The following is a 15,828-nucleotide window of genomic DNA, read 5'->3' as shown; positions in this document are numbered from 1 at the left end:
GAGTTTATACTCATCCTGTGGAAAGGATGGTGAGGTCTTTTTTCTACGTCCGAATGAATTTTTCCTGCAAAAAACCTAGAAATATTTTACACTATCAAATTACCCGCCACAAGCGGGTATTGGTTAGTAGTAAATCATTTCTATATTTTTACCTATTTTTTCTAGGGTCTCGCCTATTTCCTTTACTATATTCAGTTTTATGGACAGTTCTTTTGGAAAATCTGGATTTTGATGGGCGGGGTTTATTGCTTTTCCTATAAGGAAAGTAATGTCAGTAGCAGACAAAAGCAATTTTGCAAGTCTTGAAGCACCATCTTTTCTTTCAAGCTCTCTAAGTTGTTTATATTGAACTGCAGGATCCATATATCTTAAAAGAAGCTCTCTTGTATGAGCTAGAGTTAAAACGCCTTCTGTCACAAGGTCTATGCCTTCTATTTTAGCAGTAGGCGGTATATTTGCGTCTACAAATTCGGTGGAAGTTATTATTTCTCTTCCAAGGATGCGAGCAGTAATTTGAGCTGCAGTTCCGCCACATACAATTTTTTTGCCTTCTGATTTCATCAAGCGCTCAATAACTTTTTCATCATCCTTCGGGTCTTGGGGCGGACCGGTAAATACCGTTGCGAACTCCGGCTTTATAATCTTTAATGCAGCAATTGTAGCATCGTCTCCGGGTTTTTCCATGTATAAGTTCGTTGTAACCGCCGACAGAAGTTTAACTAAGCTTCCAAGGGTATGCTCAACCTGAGCAATCTTTTCGATGTATTCCGCTATATTTTTCCACTGCCAACCAAGATTTAAAATGCCGCCTACCCCTGCATGGACAACACCGTCGCTTAAGGTTATAATCACATCTCCTATCTGGGTTTTGAAGCGATACTCTGTTACTTGCTTCCCTTCGATTTCTCTCTCGTCGCCATAAAGCTTTAAAACTTTACCGCCGCGAAGAAGCATAACAGGAGGATTTCCATATTCTGCAATATAGCAGTTTCCTGCTGAGTCTACCCTGATTATAGTAAATGTAGAATACGCTATTTTGCGAACCTTGCATATCGGCAGTGTTGCCATTATAGTTTTTATAGTTTCTTCAATGCTAAGACCCTGCTTTAGCATCGTTACTGCTATCTTGCTTGTCAATGTAGAAAGAATATTCGCCTTTACGCCGCTTCCTAAGCCATCGGCCATTACCATTATAGTCTCATTAGGATTTTGCACAGTTTCGACTTTATCTCCACAGAGTTCTTCCCCGTATTTATTTAAGCTTTCCCAGTAAATCTCAGTTCTTACCTTCATCTTTATTCACCTGAAGTTTCGTCTATTAAAAGCCGCTGTATTTTATTTAGCAAAACCTTTGTTTCTGCTGTTGTTTCGCCTAAGACGCTGGCAATCTCCTGCGCTACTCGCATCTGCTTTTCTATAACCTGCTGAGCTGTTTCTACTGTCTCTCGTCTAAGCTCTTTGCTTTTTTCCCGCATTTGTTCTTGAGATGTTATATCAGTTATTATGCCTATCACAAGAGAATGTTCTCTTTCATAGTATATATCCTGCCGTGTTATTATGCCATACTGCGGTAGATTCACTTTCTTATTTATCAAGTTTTGCTTTGTTTTGCTTACATACCTAAAATCATCATCATCAAAAAGCAAACCTAAAGGTTTGTGGATTGCATCGGCGCTGTTTACGCGAAACATGGTTTCGGCACCGTTGTTAAATACTTGAACATTTATTTCGCTATCTGTTACTATAATTGCATTTGGCGTAGATTCTATAATAAGGTTAGATAGCGATTCTGCCCTATTTCTCATGTAAGGCATGCACATATGAATTTCAGCCATTCCGTTATAGACAGCTTCGGCTTTTTCTCTGCAGGAATTATATCCGCAAACACCGCAATTTAATTCGTGTTCGGGTCTATATTTTCCCGTAGCCTCCAATATGCGTTTTATTTCCTCTTCGCTTGGTTTTTTAATTTTTATCGGCATCGGCGGATAGTGTTTTGTAAAATCAATAGGTAACATATCGCAATTTATATCAATTACCTCTCCTGATAAATTTCGGCTGCTGCGTGCAAATATTTTTACGTTTTTAATTCTTTTAAAGACACCCTTGTCAACATCGCCTACCGCAGGACCATTTACGCATCCGCCGGCACATGCATTCATTTCTATCCAGGTTCTTTTAAACTCGCCTTTTTTTATTTCATTAAGCATAGTCATGCAATTTTCTTTACCGCTTACTTCTATAAATTCTCGCCACTCAGCTTCTATAAACGGTTCTATAGTCTTATAGCTGCCTCCGGGCACAGGATAAAAATTTGCATCATCACAAAAACCATTCTTTTGCTCGTCTATAGGCTCTAAGGCAGGATCAATACCTTCTTCTTCCCACCACTTCATAAGCTCTTCAAAGGTCAGCGCCGCATCTATTCCATAGTTTTCGATATCATGAATCTCTGATTTTTTTGCAAGGCACGGCCCGATAAATGCCACTTCTTTATGACCCTTTACTTTTTTTAGATATCTGCCGTGGGCTTCCATGGGAGAGGCTACCGGAACTAGGCAAGATGTAAGATCGGGATAATATTTTTGCACTAAATAGTTAATAGCAGGGCATGCTGTTGTTATAAGATTTGGTCTTGTTTTGTCATTATAGTATTTCAAATAGTCTTTTGCAATAAGTCTGGCGCCGGTAGATGTTTGGTATACTGCTGAAAAGCCAAGCTTTTTTAAGGCGGAAACTATCTGGCTATAATGTTGGAATGAAAAAATCCCTGCAAAAGAAGGTGCTAAGCTTACCGCCATATCTTTATCTTCGCTTAAAAGGTGCTTTACCCGCTCCACATCACTTTTTATTGTTTTAGCATTTTGCGGACACGTTATAAGACACGTCCCGCAGGTAATACATCTTTCTTCAACTATCTCTGCCTGATCATTTTTCATACGTATAGCCTTTACCGGGCATGCTCTTACACATTTATAGCAGTTTTTACAGTTGGCCCTTGAAAAATTAATAACTTCCATTTATTTTGCCTCCAATATCTTCTCCCTGAAAAAAGCCTCGGCATCATCCGGTGAAACAGAATAAGGATTGCTTCCGTCGATTTTGACTGAAACAGGATTGCGGCAATTATTACAGCAAAATTCTGCTTTAAGCTCCCACTCATTTTCAAGATTGTATTTATTCAATAGCTCTTTAAAAATTCTGATAATATCATACGAGCCTTTTAGATGGCATGAACTGCCTACACAAACACTTATAACCCGCATATATGATCCCCTCATTTTATTTTATTTGATAACTCACTTCAAAACAATTATATAAATAAAAAATATGATTGTCAAACATTTCACAATCCCTTAAATTTCTATTTAATGTAAAAAATTTGTACGCCTCTTGGAACCAATTTTCTTATTTGATATACTTAATCTAGTTTCATTTATCTTCAAACGAGGTGGAAATTAATGAAGTCTGCAAAAATCGCAGCAGTTATACTTATCCTATTTTCTTTTTTAGCAAATACAGCAGTCGCAACCGCATCAGAAATTCAATCTCCTCCCGAAATAGCAGGTGAAGCCGGGATAGTCATGGATGTGGAAACCGGCAGGGTATTATACGAAAAAAATGCTCATCTTAAACTTGAACCTGCAAGCACTACCAAAATAATGACGGCTATTTTAGCTCTTGAAAAGGGTGATCTTTCAGATATAGTCACAACAGGGAAAAATCCCACGCTGGTAGATGGAACTAGAATATATTTGGAAGAAGGGGAGACTCTTACCCTAGAGCAGATGCTTTATGCTATGATGCTCAATTCGGCAAATGATGCAGCTGTTGCAATAGCAGAACATATGGCTGGAAGTGTTGAAAGTTTCGCTGCGATGATGAACGAAAAAGCTAGAGAAATAGGCGCAAAGGATACAAATTTTGTAAATCCAGATGGTCTGCCTGCTGCAGGTCATTTGACAACCGCTTATGATTTGGCGCTTATTTCCCGGTATGCGCTTTTAAATTTGCCGGAATTTAGAAAAATTGTTGCAACAAAAACTGCTGTAATACCATGGCAGGGCCAAGAATGGGACAGACAGCTGATAAATTTAAATAAATTATTGTGGAACTATGAAGGAGCTGATGGAATTAAAACAGGATACACCAGCACTGCCGGCTCTACCATAGTTGCTTCTGCTACTAGAAATGGTAGACAATTGATTGCTGTAATACTAAAGTCTAACGGCACTACGTCAAAGGATTGTTCTGCTTTGCTAGATTACGGATTTAATAACTTTGAAAGAAAAAGCCTTCTAAAATCAAATTCCGTAATTGCAGAAAAAAGCGTGACTTATGGTAGTCCTGTAAAACTTGTCACCGAGAAAGAATTTGTAACTATAGTCCCAAAAAACAACCTTCCTATTACTAAAAAAGCATATATAGCTGATAATATAGATGCTCCGGTTAAAAAAGGCGATATCTTGGGCCATGTAATATTTTATCAGGGATGCACTGTGCTGGGCAGTGTCAATCTTGTAGCTGCAAATACTGTTAAAAGAAAGGTATATACATATTGGTGGTTTTGGGTAATTTCGCCGCTTTTTGCAGCCTATGCACCTTATAGAATATCTATAGGTGTAAAACGTTACAGGAGAAGCAGGCTTAGGAAAGCTCAGGCTATTTCGCCGGCAAAAAGATACAAATGAAAAATGCTCTTCCCCGACAGTTTTTGCCGTCGGTTAAGAGCATCTTTATTATTTTAAAACATATATCGTTACTTGACGCCTGCCAAAATATCTGCATTCTTGTGTTGTATTAAAAAACAAATCAATTTCATTGCCTTTTATTGCCCCGCCGGTATCTTCAGCCCTTGCGAAGCCATAGCCTTCTACATAAAGCCTGGTTCCCAGCGGAATAACATTTGGATCGACTGCCACAACCCCGGCCCGCGGCGTAGTTCCTGTTGCTGTTCGATGTCCTGTGTATGTATAAGCAGAGGCCATCATGCGGCGTTTTTCTGTGTAAGCAAAATCAACACCTGCCCGAGACGCTATTTGGACCGTCCCGACAAGGACAATTTGAGGTTTTGGAGATTTTATAACTTTTGATTCTGTCGAAGTAGAAACTACCTTTCCATTTTCTAGAATTTCTGTGGTTTTTATTTCTTCACTGCCTTCTTCTCCTTGCTGTATAATTTTCTTTTGACCGGCAGGTAAATTTGAGTCCTTTCTTGAGACAGTGGTAAATGGTATAGGCTTGATTGTTGTTGTAACTTTTTCTTCCACCCGCATAATGATTATTTTTTCGCTTTTGGCCACACTATAAGAAAGTGCGGGCTCGATTTTGTCTTTTTCGTTTAAAACAATACCACCTTTAGATAAGATATTTTCTACTGTGTCTGGTTGTGTTCTGACTGTCACCTCTTTTCCATCTACAACAATCGTTACAGGAAACGCTCTTTTTATAATTATTTTCATATTGTCTTCAAGTTTTGTGTCAATGCTTGGTGTAACAACATCTTCAGATTCTAAAACAATTTTTTCATCAGCCAGCAGGTCTTTCACGGTTTTGGCAAAAGTGGACACCTCAACAGTCTTTTCTTTGTCGTAAATGACCACCTCTTTTTCCAAAATTGCATGAACCGTAATCGCTCCGGCAATCGCAATCACTGCTATACCGGAAGCAATGGCCCATCGTGCTTTTGGTGAAAACACAAAATTCCCCCTTTTTACAAAAGCTATATGCATTTGTAAAATATCCAATATCTATTTCTATATTATTTATATAATACTTATATCAAAAATTAAGCTACTTTGTCAAATTGCTATCTTTTTCCAGTGTCCTTTTCTAAATCTTAGGTACATCAAACCGGCTTCCACAACAAATTGGATAACGGTTGCCACCCAAACATATATTACTGTCTTTTTAAATATAAACACCACTGCGAAAATTAAAGGTAACCGCACAAGCCATGTTCCTATAAGACCGACTTTAAAAGTTCCGGGTGTATCTCCGGCTCCTCTTAGGGCACCGCCTAAAACCATCGAAACTGCTAAAGTCGGCTGTTCGAAAGCTGCGACTCTTATACAGGCAGCTGCCAGATTTTTAACTTCGTCTATGCTTGTAAACAAACTCATCAGTTGGTGCGAAAATATCAGAAAAACCAAGCCGACACCACTCATTAATATCAATGCAAGCTTTAGAGAGGCAATTGCGCTTCTTTCTGCTTCCTCCGGCTGGCTCGCTCCCAGATTCTGTCCTGCAAGGGTTGATGCCGCAACTGCAAATCCGTATCCAGGCATAAAAGACATGGATTCTGCGCTGACTGCCACTTGATGAGCTGCAAAGGCCACCGTTCCGAGGCGTGTTATCCAAATCGATGATAAAAGCCGACTACCGCTGTGGGAAAATTCCTCTAAGCACGATGGCATGCTTAATTTGTAAAGCTGCTTTATTACATCCATGTCTATTTTTATTGAGTCTTTAAGATTCAATCTTACTATATCTTGTCCTGCTATTAGATACACAAAGGTTATTATAAAACCTACCATTTGGGAAAGGGTTGTGGCAATTGCAGCGCCTTTTACCTCCATTCTCGGGAAACCATAATAGCCGAATATAAGGACATAATCACCAACTACATTGAGTAAATTTGCAACAAGCGCGGAAAACATAGGAAGCTTTGTATTGCCGGCTCCTCTTAATGCTGCATTAAGCACCATTGTTGGTATTAAAAATACAATTCCAAATGATACGATCTTTACATATTGAATCCCGAGTTTGATTACCTGTTGATCTTCTATTGTAGATATAAAAAAGGGTTTTGCCAGAAACAGATTGGCTCCAAGCAAAAAGACGCTTATAATTAACGAGACTATAAATGACTGGGATATAACTTTGTTAGCTTTTTCAGGCTCATTTGCACCTATGTATCGAGCTACAATGGCAGAAGTTCCTATACCCATTGCGCTTACTATATTGACCAGCGTAAACGCCAGCTGAGAACCAAAACCTACGGCGCTTAAGGCCTCAGCGCTTAATCTGCCTATCATGGCAGTGTCAAACATCCAAACAGCTGTGTTTAGTATATTTTCTAAAATCGCCGGCAGCGCCAGTCTAAATATGGTGTTTTGAAGTGAATTGCTGTTAGAATTTCCGTTGTTAAGTGCTTTCATCTTTCTCATACCTCGCTTATTGCAGTAATATAGTAAAACGCAGCCAATAACACATAAAAAAACCTGCAAATTTATGTTTTTGCGAAAGAAATAATAAATTTGCCGGCTTACATGGATTTTTGCGAAAATATGTATTACAATACGATTATACTAGAAAAAACCTTTTTATGGTAGGCTTTTTAATTTTTATTGTTGACAAGCTGTTCTTTAAGGTTTATAGTTATAAATATATTATGCATATATATGCATAATATATTTATAACTATTGCTATATGTTCAGGATTTTTTAAGTATAACCGAGGTTTAAATTAAATTTATATGCAATAAAATGCATACTAAGCTTATAATTATACATTTATATAAATCAGGGAGGTCTACCAATGTCTAAAAGTAAAGAAATTATTGAGATAACCGAAAAGTACAGCGCCCATAACTATAACCCACTGCCCGTAGTAATTTGCGAAGGCAAGGGAGTCTGGGTGAAAGATTTGGATGGCAACAAATATATGGATATGCTCAGCGCTTATTCGGCAGTAGGGCAAGGTCACTGCCATCCGAAAATTATTGCTGCCCTTAAAGAACAAGCCGATAAAGTCACATTAACATCAAGAGCTTTCCATAATGATAAATTCGGGCCATTTTGTCAAAAGGTTGCAACGATTGCCGGCAAAGATATGGTTTTGCCTATGAATACAGGGGCCGAAGCTGTTGAAACTGCTATTAAGGCTGCCAGGCGGTGGTCTTATGACGTAAAAAAACTGCCCGAAAATTCCGCAGAAATTATTGTATGTGAAGGAAATTTTCACGGCCGCACAACTACTATAATATCTTTTTCATCCGAAGAAGAATATAAGAGGGGTTTCGGGCCGTTTACTCCGGGCTTTAAGATTATACCGTATGGCGATTTAGATGCTCTTAAAGCGGCTATTACTCCAAATACAGCAGCTTTTTTAGTCGAACCTATTCAAGGTGAGGCAGGAATTAATGTGCCCTATGACGGTTACTTAAAAGATGCTTATGAAGTTTGCAAACAAAACAATGTACTTTTTGTTGCTGATGAAATTCAGACAGGCCTTGGCCGAACAGGCAAAATGTTTGCATGTGACTGGGAAAATGTGGTTCCGGACATTTATATACTCGGTAAAGCACTAGGCGGTGGAGTAGCGCCTGTATCTGCTGTTGTAGCAGACGAAGAAATTTTAGGCCTTTTTGAGCCGGGCTCTCACGGTTCAACCTTTGGAGGAAATCCATTGGCTTGTGCTTGTGCCATTGCGGCCTTGGAAGTTATTGAAGAAGAAAATTTGGTCCAGCGTTCTCTTGAAATGGGCGAATATTTCATGGGTAAACTCAGGGAGATTAAAAATCCGCTTATAAAAGAAATTCGCGGAAAAGGTCTGTTGATTGGTTTAGAGCTTAACGGAAAGGCTCGTCCATATTGTGAAAAGTTAATGGAAAAAGGTCTTCTTTGCAAAGATACTCATGAAGCAGTTATACGATTTGCTCCGCCACTTATAATCACAAAAGATGAAATCGATTGGGCAATGGAAAGAATAAAAGCAGTCCTTAACGATAACGCATAAGATAAAACAAATAAAGCAGGGTTTGATATTTCCATCCTTTAGGAAAATCTTACCCTGCTTTTATTTTCTATACAAAACTTAGTGCTTAGTGAGATTTATTAATAATTTTCGCATCTGACTTCAAAGAAGGCCTGTGGATGCTCACATACGGGGCAAATCTCCGGAGCTTTTTTGCCAATTACAATATGGCCGCAGTTCCTGCAAACCCACATTGTCTCTCCTGCTTTTTCGAAAACCTTTTTCATTTCGACATTATCGAGAAGCTTGCGATATCTCTCCTCGTGGGATTTTTCGATGTTTGCAACCATCCTAAATTTTGCTGCAAGTTCTGTAAAACCTTCTTCTTCAGCTTCTTTAGCAAAACGTGCATACATATCGGTCCATTCATAATTTTCGCCTTCAGCTGCATGGCGAAGATTTTCGGCTGTATTACCTATACCGTTAAGTGCTTTAAACCACAGCTTTGCGTGCTCTTTTTCATTATTCGCTGTTTCTTCAAAAATCGCTGCAATCTGCTCATAGCCTTCTTTTCTTGCAACAGATGCAAAATAAGTATATTTATTTCTTGCTTGAGATTCTCCTGCAAATCCTTCCATTAAGTTTTTCTCAGTTTTTGTGCCTTTAAGGTCTTTAAGTTCCATAAGATCCTCTCCTTTATTATTTGATATTTTTGTTCTTTTTAACTGCCGTAGTAGCTTTTCCACCACTTCGCCAGGAAAATCATCTGGCGGATTAATAAGTATTGATTCGAGTAATTTTCTTACTTCATCGCTTTGCGGAAGCATATAGCCGGATTCTCTGAGTAAATCTTCGGCCATTAACCTGTTGGATTTGGCTAATGCCTCTGCAAATTGGCGGGTAATAGCATTGTTACTTGACTTTGTTAGCGCGCGTGCTATCTGTTCTTGTGCCACCTTACTTTTTGCAAGTTCACGCATCGCTTTGACTACTTCATCTTTTTTAGGCTGTTGAGGCGGATAATCATCGGGAAGAAGCGAAATCGCTCCTGATGGGCATGCATCTACGCATTTTCTGCATCCCTTTATGCATTTATTCACATCGATAATGCTGTCTTCCGTATCTGTAGCACCCGTCGGACAAACATAAAGGCACATACAGTCTTTCGTGCACAACCTTATATTTCTTACTGCCGGCATACGCTTACCTCCTTGCAACCTGCAGAATTTTAAAATTCGGGACCTTGCACACAGGACAAATTTCCGGCAGGTTATCACCTATGTATATAAAACCGCAAATATCGCATACATAAATTTTAGTATTTTCCAGCATTGCATCCTGCTCTTTTGCGTAGCGCTCAAGAAGAGATTTAGCCATACGGCTAACTTTTTCACTCCATACTAATGCCCTTAGAGCTCCCCTGTCAGCATTCGCTTTTGCTGTCGAAGTTGCTTTTGCAAGGCTTTCTGAAAGATCTTTTTCTAACAGCTCTACGATTTCGCTAAAGTCTCCGGCATTTTCTTTTGCCGCTTTTCTTGTATAATACTCGCTTAGCGTATTAAATAAATCCCTTTCTTCCCAAAGGTGCTGTTTGTCACATCCCTTTGCAAGATTCGAGAATATAGCGGCAAGTTCGCCTGCTGTAAGGTTTTCTGATTCTTCAAATTCCTCGCTCGAAGGTGCGTATTGTGGCAATGGTTCACTTTCTGTCTTCATTTCCTTAACTTCAGTAAATAATAGTTTAACCGCGCCACACCAGGGACACGCAAAATCTTCCGGCAGATCCTCCCATTTCGTTCCGGGAGCAATGCCCTTTTCAGGTATGCCGATAGCTTCATCATATGTATACCCGCAAATTGGACATCTGTATTTCCTCATCCGACCACCTCCTTAATAATAACTATTCTTATTTTACCTTTAAAATTATATAATGTCAATAGATAAAAGCACGCCGAAACGGTCTATTTCGATTCCTTTCGCATCGCACTGTGTTGTTCAAGCATTAAATTGATAAGTTCTGTGCGGTTTCGTATATTAAGTTTTGAATAGATTTTCTTTACATGGGTTTTTACTGTATTTTCGCTTATGTAAAGCTCTGAGCCGATTGTTTTGTACGTTTTTCCTGCTAAAAGCAATTCTACTATTTCTTCTTCTCTTTCAGTTAAACCTCCAAGCTCAATCAAATTTTTCACAGCCATTTCACGCTTCTCTTGAGGTGTGCTCAAAACCATCGTAAGATATGCATGATCGCTTAATATCTTGGATAGATATTTGTGCAGCAGCGGAAGAATTGTGAAAGTCATGCATACAACGCCAAGAGCCAACAGCATCGTGCTTATATCCCGACCCGCACCATTTATGACGTTACCTATCACTCCGCCAAGTAGTACGCCTAAAACATTAGCCGAAAGGCCAATTCCAAAAACTTTAGCCGGATTTTCGTCAAAATCCAGCATCTCCCCTAAAATACTCCACCAAAATAAATCGTATATGCCGCATGCTCCCAGCATTAATGTATCTACAACTAAATAACTTTGCCATGATTTATCTAAAATCGCAAAAGTTATAAAAGAAAAACCTATCATCGTTATTCCTATATATAAAATATAAGTCCTATTTCTTTCTCTAGACAAATTTCTCATAATATACAGCGCTACGATATACGGAATAGCCCAATACCAGCTTGTGAGCCATTCAAGGTGTGAGAACGCCGGATTCATTACTTGATACATTAATCCTGAATTTATCGTAATTATCACAATAAACAGGTATAACAATAGAAGGGGTTTTGTAATACTAACAGCATTTTTGGTGTCATTGGGAAGTTCTTGATGTTCTGTATTAGCTTCAACCGTTGGTAATTTAGCTACAAATAAAAGCGCTAAAGCAAGTATGGCAATAGATAGCGAAAGACCAACATAAGCAGATATATAGACTGTTGCCATATCCAAAACTATCATAATAATGTTTGAATATATAAGAACATCAGCAGTCGTCTTTATTCGCTCATTCTTTGGAGTAAATTTTTTTAAGAAAAACCCCCATGCAGCTACACATATCCCCGCTATAAATGAAATTAAAATAAGTGTAAGTTGCCATGGGGCTCCGGGCTTTGAAAAATATACAAAACTTCCTAAAATACACAAAAGAATAGAAAGAAACATTGTTTTCTTTGCCGCTTGTATATTTTTCACAAAAAATCCGCATAAAAACAATCCTGCAAAATGGGATATAATAGCTCCAAAAACCATTCTGTGAGGCTCAATCTGAAACATTTCGGTAAGTGAATACAGAATCTGGCCTTCGAAAGGAAAAGAAAGTATCCAAGCGAAAATAAGTGAAAACACAATAATCGATAAACTGCGATTATCGATGTTTTTATATAAAATTCCATTATGTCTGTCATTCTTCATTTCAAATCCCCTTTGCGCACAAGAAACTTACATCAATCTGTCCATTTAGTGCAGTTGCCTCCTTGCTGTTTAGCTTCGAACATTCTTTTATCGGCGCAAGAAATCAGTTCTGCCGCTGTAAGTTTCGGACCATTCATTGTATACACTCCCAAAGACGCAGTAAGCTTTATTTTATTTTGAGGAGATATTGTAAGTTCTGAAATGCCGTGGCGAATTCTTTCGGCAATCTTATAAGCTTCGACCTCGGATGTTCTATTTAAGCATACAAGGAATTCATCGCCCCCATAGCGGGATGCCCAGTCATTGCCGGCTCGAATGCATTTCATTATCGCTCCGGTCACCTCTGTAATTGCTTTATCTCCAAATTCATGGCCATAAGTATCGTTTATGTCTTTAAAGTTGTCGATGTCTAAAAATATAATCGACAAAGGACTGTTTTCAATTACTGCCCTTACAATATCTGCCGGCAGGCGCTCGTTTATATACCGCCGATTATAAATATCTGTCAGCTCGTCTTTTACCGCAAGGCCGTTGAGTTTTGTAATCAAATCATGGAGTAATTGTCCTTCTAAATAATTTCCGGTGCCTACCATCATAGTTTCTGTAACATTCTTAAGCAATTCTAACACAAGAGGTGTTTCGAGATTTTCGATAGAAAATGCGGTCACCATCATAATGGTGTTCGGCAATTGCTCAAGTTTTTGATAGCATTTTTTATCAAGATAAGCTCTTATTGATATGCAGTTATCGCAAATCTCATCTCTTTTCCAATATGAATAACATATTTCGTCATGAGTAGCTTCAAGAGATCCTTTATATTCGACCACTCTCTTTTTTAAAGGATCTACAAGCCTTACAATGTCATACATTTTATTAAAAAAATCTATTTTGTCTTCCAAGTCTTTAAGAGTAATTTGATCGGCTATAATTTTTGCCTCCTTGAAGCACGGTCTTTCTTGCTATAATTAAGTTAGAATATTCACTATTTTACAATAAGCAAATGCTCTATTTTCCTTCATCATTCTACACTTTTTCGACATATATCACAAGGCGTCATTCTATAATTCAGATGTTATAAATTGGCCTATGTCTGCTCTTCACGATGATACAAGGTTTTATCATGGTACATATTCTCATCTGCTTCTTTAAAAAGGTTTGCCGTTCTGTTAACCCCTTTTATACTTGATATCGCGTAGCCGGCGCTGACAGAAAGTTGGAACGGAAACTGTCTTGATTCATTAAAATCAGCGAAATTATTCTTGATTTTTCGAATAACTTGCCCAGCAGCGCCTTCTTCACCCTGCTGCATAATGATTACAAATTCATCTCCACCATAGCGCGCCAGAAAAGTAGAAGTTCCATTAAACATTTCACGCAGAAGATTTGCGGTCTGCATCAACGCCATATCGCCTGAAGCGTGGCCATATCGATCATTAATATATTTAAAATCATTGATATCTAATACGATCAGGGTTACGGCACGATTTTTCCCGTCTTCATATGTTGCAAGATGTCTCTCCATATTTCTGCGGTTATTAAGGCGAGTAAGTGAATCCTGAGATATTGCTTGGCTTTCCTTGTCAAGTAAAACCAATAGGCTGGAGATGACCGTGCAAGGCCATATCATGCTAATTCCGTAAAACACTGTCTGTATTGTCCCACCGATAAATGGAGGCACTACAAAAAAAGCAATAGTCAACAGTTCTTTTTTGCGGTCGCTGAATACCTCTTTTTTATACTGTGTCAAGGCGATTGCAGATATTGACAGCAGATATGCAAGTATAACAACAGACATGGGAGCAGACAATACTCCGCGATGATAGTAATTAGCATCATCCAGGTAGAAACACCAACCATTAAGGGGAGAGGTAATAACAATGATGCTTAAAAGTATAAAAGGTATAATTACCCAGAAGATCTCTTTTTTCCTTGCAAAATTTTGCCTAAATGTTCGGTAGTATGCATACCTTAGCCAATAAAAAGCAACGGCAATTTGCATCAAAAAATATAAAATGTTATCTGTATAATTTAAGGCGCGCATAAGTTGTCCGCTTTTGCCATTTAGTATCCACATGCCTATATCGGCTAATAAAATCAGCAAAATTAATGCTTCAATCTTACACAGCAGCCTCGCATCATAAGTGTCGGCAAAATTTCTTTTGTAGCTGTAAAGAATTATTAAAGTTATGATGCAAGAAAAAGTATTAACACCAATATTAAATAAAAGTGTATGCGTTAAGTCAAATGCAATCATTTTATCCCTACTTTTTTGGGATTTTTCTATATAACAATTATTTTTGGAATAAAATACACATTCTGCTATCTATATAAAAATTCCTTCTTCTGTTTTTATCCCCTCTAATACCAACTTAATATTACATAATTTAACAGCTAAATGCAACTGAAAATAAAATGCCGGGTCGGCGGTTCGGTAGATTACTGATTATATAATTTATTCTTGTAATAGCCATCTGCCAGATATAGCGCACCTAGCGGGTTATGTGCTAAAACCCGATCTTTTACAGCAAAAACAGTAACAGGTGCGTTAGAATATTTTATGAATAGGGAGTCATGGCCAACACATAATCCCAGTATGATATTCAACTGTGTTTGAGCTTTATTCAAAAATACTGCCTGACCGATTGGATTGCACATCGGCTCATATGTACCCGGGCGAACTTTTTGGCTTTCTTTGATACCTAAGAACTCTTTTGGAATGCTTCCATTTTTGCATATAACGGAGTCTACTTCAAAACCGCTGTGCCTCAGAATTTGGCAAAGTGTTTTTGCCTCTTTTGAAAGCCCCGTACAAAAAGCCACCCCTAATTTTTTATAACCACATTTGTTTGCAAAATCTTCAATTTCTTCCAGTCTTGTTTTTTTGCAATAGCCTTCCGCTTCTGTCAGTGCGGAGCAGTACGCAAGTTTTTTATTGTCATTTTTTTGATATAGTTCCTTGATTCTTTCCTGCTCTTCATCGCTGCACGGACAATTTATAGGTGTTTTATCAAGTTCCCCTGTCTTGCAGCTTCGATTGCTGCACATAGCACACGTATACATTATCTATACCTCTTTCTTTGTTTTTATTTCACATCCAAAATGTAGGGTGCTCTTATTGTAGTTTAATTATTTCCATATGTCAATATAATGCGCCTTTATCCGGAACAATGCCGCAGATTTTTCCTTCTATTTGAAAAATATTTATGGTATAATTATTTTTGCTTTTATTTGATGTCAATAGGCTTTTGGAGGAGGATAAACTTGAATAAACCAAAAGTTGCATTTATATGCATTCACAACTCTTGCCGCAGCCAGATAGCCGAAGCCCTCGGAAAACTACTTGCCGCCGATGTATTTGAGAGCTTTTCTGCCGGCACGCAATTAAAAGATCGTATAAATCCAGATGCAGTTCGCCTTATGAAAGAACTTTATGGGATTGATATGGAAAAAACTCAGCGGCCCAAATTACTTAAAGAACTTCCTCCTGATATAGATGTGGTTGTAACTATGGGTTGCGATGTAGAATGCCCATACTTACCATCCAAACGCCGCGAGGATTGGGGGCTGGACGATCCGACCGGAAAGCCGGATGATGAATTTATTGCTATAATAAAGGAAATTGAATCGAAAATTCAATCATTAAAAGCTGAACTTTCAGCCTCATAAATCTTTAGGCAAACTATCTTTCGCCTTAATTAAAACAAATAATCCGAGAAT

Annotated in this window: 14 protein-coding genes; 3 read left to right on the top strand and 11 right to left on the bottom strand. The window is 38.3% G+C overall.

Annotated features, from left to right (window positions below; genetic code table 11):
- Window positions 1-123: 123 nt before the first annotated feature.
- From BUE08_RS10910 to BUE08_RS10900, 3 genes are read right to left on the bottom strand one after another with little or no spacing between them, the layout of a single operon-like run.
- On the bottom strand, window positions 124-1,293 hold the full coding sequence (locus tag BUE08_RS10910; protein ID WP_286680942.1) for a SpoIIE family protein phosphatase: 1,170 nt from the start codon (window positions 1,291-1,293) through the stop codon (window positions 124-126).
- A 2-nt stretch (window positions 1,294-1,295) separates the two neighbouring features.
- Window positions 1,296-3,020: a [Fe-Fe] hydrogenase large subunit C-terminal domain-containing protein gene (locus BUE08_RS10905; protein WP_286680941.1), complete on the bottom strand. Its 1,725-nt coding sequence runs from the start codon at window positions 3,018-3,020 to the stop codon at window positions 1,296-1,298.
- Window positions 3,021-3,266: a (2Fe-2S) ferredoxin domain-containing protein gene (locus BUE08_RS10900; RefSeq protein ID WP_059031370.1), complete on the bottom strand. Its 246-nt coding sequence runs from the start codon at window positions 3,264-3,266 to the stop codon at window positions 3,021-3,023. It lies immediately after the preceding gene.
- Between the two features lie 195 nt (window positions 3,267-3,461).
- Here BUE08_RS10900 and BUE08_RS10895 point away from each other — a divergent pair, with 195 nt between their 5' ends.
- Window positions 3,462-4,691: a D-alanyl-D-alanine carboxypeptidase family protein gene (locus tag BUE08_RS10895; RefSeq protein WP_286680940.1), complete on the top strand. Its 1,230-nt coding sequence runs from the start codon at window positions 3,462-3,464 to the stop codon at window positions 4,689-4,691.
- Between the two features lie 48 nt (window positions 4,692-4,739).
- Here the strand turns inward: BUE08_RS10895 and BUE08_RS10890 are convergent, their stop codons facing one another.
- Window positions 4,740-5,699, bottom strand: a complete 960-nt coding sequence (locus tag BUE08_RS10890; protein ID WP_286680939.1) for a resuscitation-promoting factor — start codon at window positions 5,697-5,699, stop codon at window positions 4,740-4,742.
- 102 nt (window positions 5,700-5,801) lie between these two features.
- Entirely contained in the window at window positions 5,802-7,160 is a 1,359-nt protein-coding gene (locus BUE08_RS10885; protein WP_286680938.1) for an MATE family efflux transporter, read from the bottom strand.
- Between the two features lie 380 nt (window positions 7,161-7,540).
- On the opposite strand from BUE08_RS10885, the gene BUE08_RS10880 reads away from it, so the two are divergent.
- Window positions 7,541-8,740 (top strand): ornithine--oxo-acid transaminase, encoded by a 1,200-nt coding sequence (locus BUE08_RS10880; RefSeq protein WP_059031374.1) that lies wholly within the window; start codon window positions 7,541-7,543, stop codon window positions 8,738-8,740.
- A 98-nt stretch (window positions 8,741-8,838) separates the two neighbouring features.
- Here BUE08_RS10880 and rbr read toward each other — a convergent pair whose 3' ends face one another.
- From rbr to BUE08_RS10850, 6 genes are all read right to left on the bottom strand, one after another.
- Window positions 8,839-9,381, bottom strand: coding sequence for a rubrerythrin (rbr, locus tag BUE08_RS11015; protein WP_059031683.1), 543 nt, complete (start codon window positions 9,379-9,381; stop codon window positions 8,839-8,841).
- A 520-nt stretch (window positions 9,382-9,901) separates the two neighbouring features.
- Window positions 9,902-10,576 carry a rubredoxin gene (locus BUE08_RS10985; RefSeq protein ID WP_353682123.1) on the bottom strand — a complete coding sequence of 225 codons (675 nt, stop codon included), beginning with the start codon at window positions 10,574-10,576 and terminating at the stop codon, window positions 9,902-9,904.
- Window positions 10,577-10,659: 83 nt separating this feature from the next.
- Window positions 10,660-12,111, bottom strand: a complete 1,452-nt coding sequence (locus BUE08_RS10865; RefSeq protein WP_213996964.1) for a LuxR C-terminal-related transcriptional regulator — start codon at window positions 12,109-12,111, stop codon at window positions 10,660-10,662.
- A gap of 32 nt (window positions 12,112-12,143) precedes the next feature.
- Complete coding sequence (locus BUE08_RS10860; protein WP_286680937.1) at window positions 12,144-12,938, bottom strand: GGDEF domain-containing protein; 795 nt, start codon at window positions 12,936-12,938, stop codon at window positions 12,144-12,146.
- A 257-nt stretch (window positions 12,939-13,195) separates the two neighbouring features.
- A complete protein-coding gene (locus BUE08_RS10855; protein WP_059031378.1) occupies window positions 13,196-14,365 on the bottom strand; it encodes a GGDEF domain-containing protein in 1,170 nt (389 codons plus the stop codon).
- A 182-nt stretch (window positions 14,366-14,547) separates the two neighbouring features.
- Entirely contained in the window at window positions 14,548-15,171 is a 624-nt protein-coding gene (locus BUE08_RS10850) for a DUF1847 domain-containing protein (protein ID WP_286680936.1), read from the bottom strand.
- Window positions 15,172-15,372: 201 nt separating this feature from the next.
- On the opposite strand from BUE08_RS10850, the gene BUE08_RS10845 reads away from it, so the two are divergent.
- Complete coding sequence (locus BUE08_RS10845; RefSeq protein WP_286680935.1) at window positions 15,373-15,777, top strand: arsenate reductase ArsC; 405 nt, start codon at window positions 15,373-15,375, stop codon at window positions 15,775-15,777.
- Window positions 15,778-15,828: the final 51 nt, after the last annotated feature.

The sequence above is a fragment of the Tepidanaerobacter sp. EBM-49 genome, assembly GCF_001896645.1.
In the GTDB taxonomy this organism is placed as follows: Bacteria; Bacillota; Thermosediminibacteria; order Thermosediminibacterales; family Tepidanaerobacteraceae; genus Tepidanaerobacter; species Tepidanaerobacter syntrophicus.
Note: the sequence above shows the minus strand (reverse complement) of the source record. Positions and strands in the feature narration are given on the sequence as shown.

What these genes read in the sequence shown, in the direction of transcription:
- BUE08_RS10910 (WP_286680942.1), bottom strand. Translation starts at nt 1,293, where the DNA reads ATGAAGGTAAGAACTGAGATTTACTGGGAAAGCTTAAATAAATACGGG.
- BUE08_RS10905 (WP_286680941.1), bottom strand. Translation starts at nt 3,020, where the DNA reads ATGGAAGTTATTAATTTTTCAAGGGCCAACTGTAAAAACTGCTATAAA.
- BUE08_RS10900 (WP_059031370.1), bottom strand. Translation starts at nt 3,266, where the DNA reads ATGCGGGTTATAAGTGTTTGTGTAGGCAGTTCATGCCATCTAAAAGGC.
- BUE08_RS10895 (WP_286680940.1), top strand. Translation starts at nt 3,462, where the DNA reads ATGAAGTCTGCAAAAATCGCAGCAGTTATACTTATCCTATTTTCTTTT.
- BUE08_RS10885 (WP_286680938.1), bottom strand. Translation starts at nt 7,160, where the DNA reads ATGAAAGCACTTAACAACGGAAATTCTAACAGCAATTCACTTCAAAAC.
- BUE08_RS10880 (WP_059031374.1), top strand. Translation starts at nt 7,541, where the DNA reads ATGTCTAAAAGTAAAGAAATTATTGAGATAACCGAAAAGTACAGCGCC.
- rbr (WP_059031683.1), bottom strand. Translation starts at nt 9,381, where the DNA reads ATGGAACTTAAAGACCTTAAAGGCACAAAAACTGAGAAAAACTTAATG.
- BUE08_RS10985 (WP_353682123.1), bottom strand. Translation starts at nt 10,576, where the DNA reads ATGAGGAAATACAGATGTCCAATTTGCGGGTATACATATGATGAAGCT.
- BUE08_RS10865 (WP_213996964.1), bottom strand. Translation starts at nt 12,111, where the DNA reads ATGAAGAATGACAGACATAATGGAATTTTATATAAAAACATCGATAAT.
- BUE08_RS10855 (WP_059031378.1), bottom strand. Translation starts at nt 14,365, where the DNA reads ATGATTGCATTTGACTTAACGCATACACTTTTATTTAATATTGGTGTT.
- BUE08_RS10850 (WP_286680936.1), bottom strand. Translation starts at nt 15,171, where the DNA reads ATGTATACGTGTGCTATGTGCAGCAATCGAAGCTGCAAGACAGGGGAA.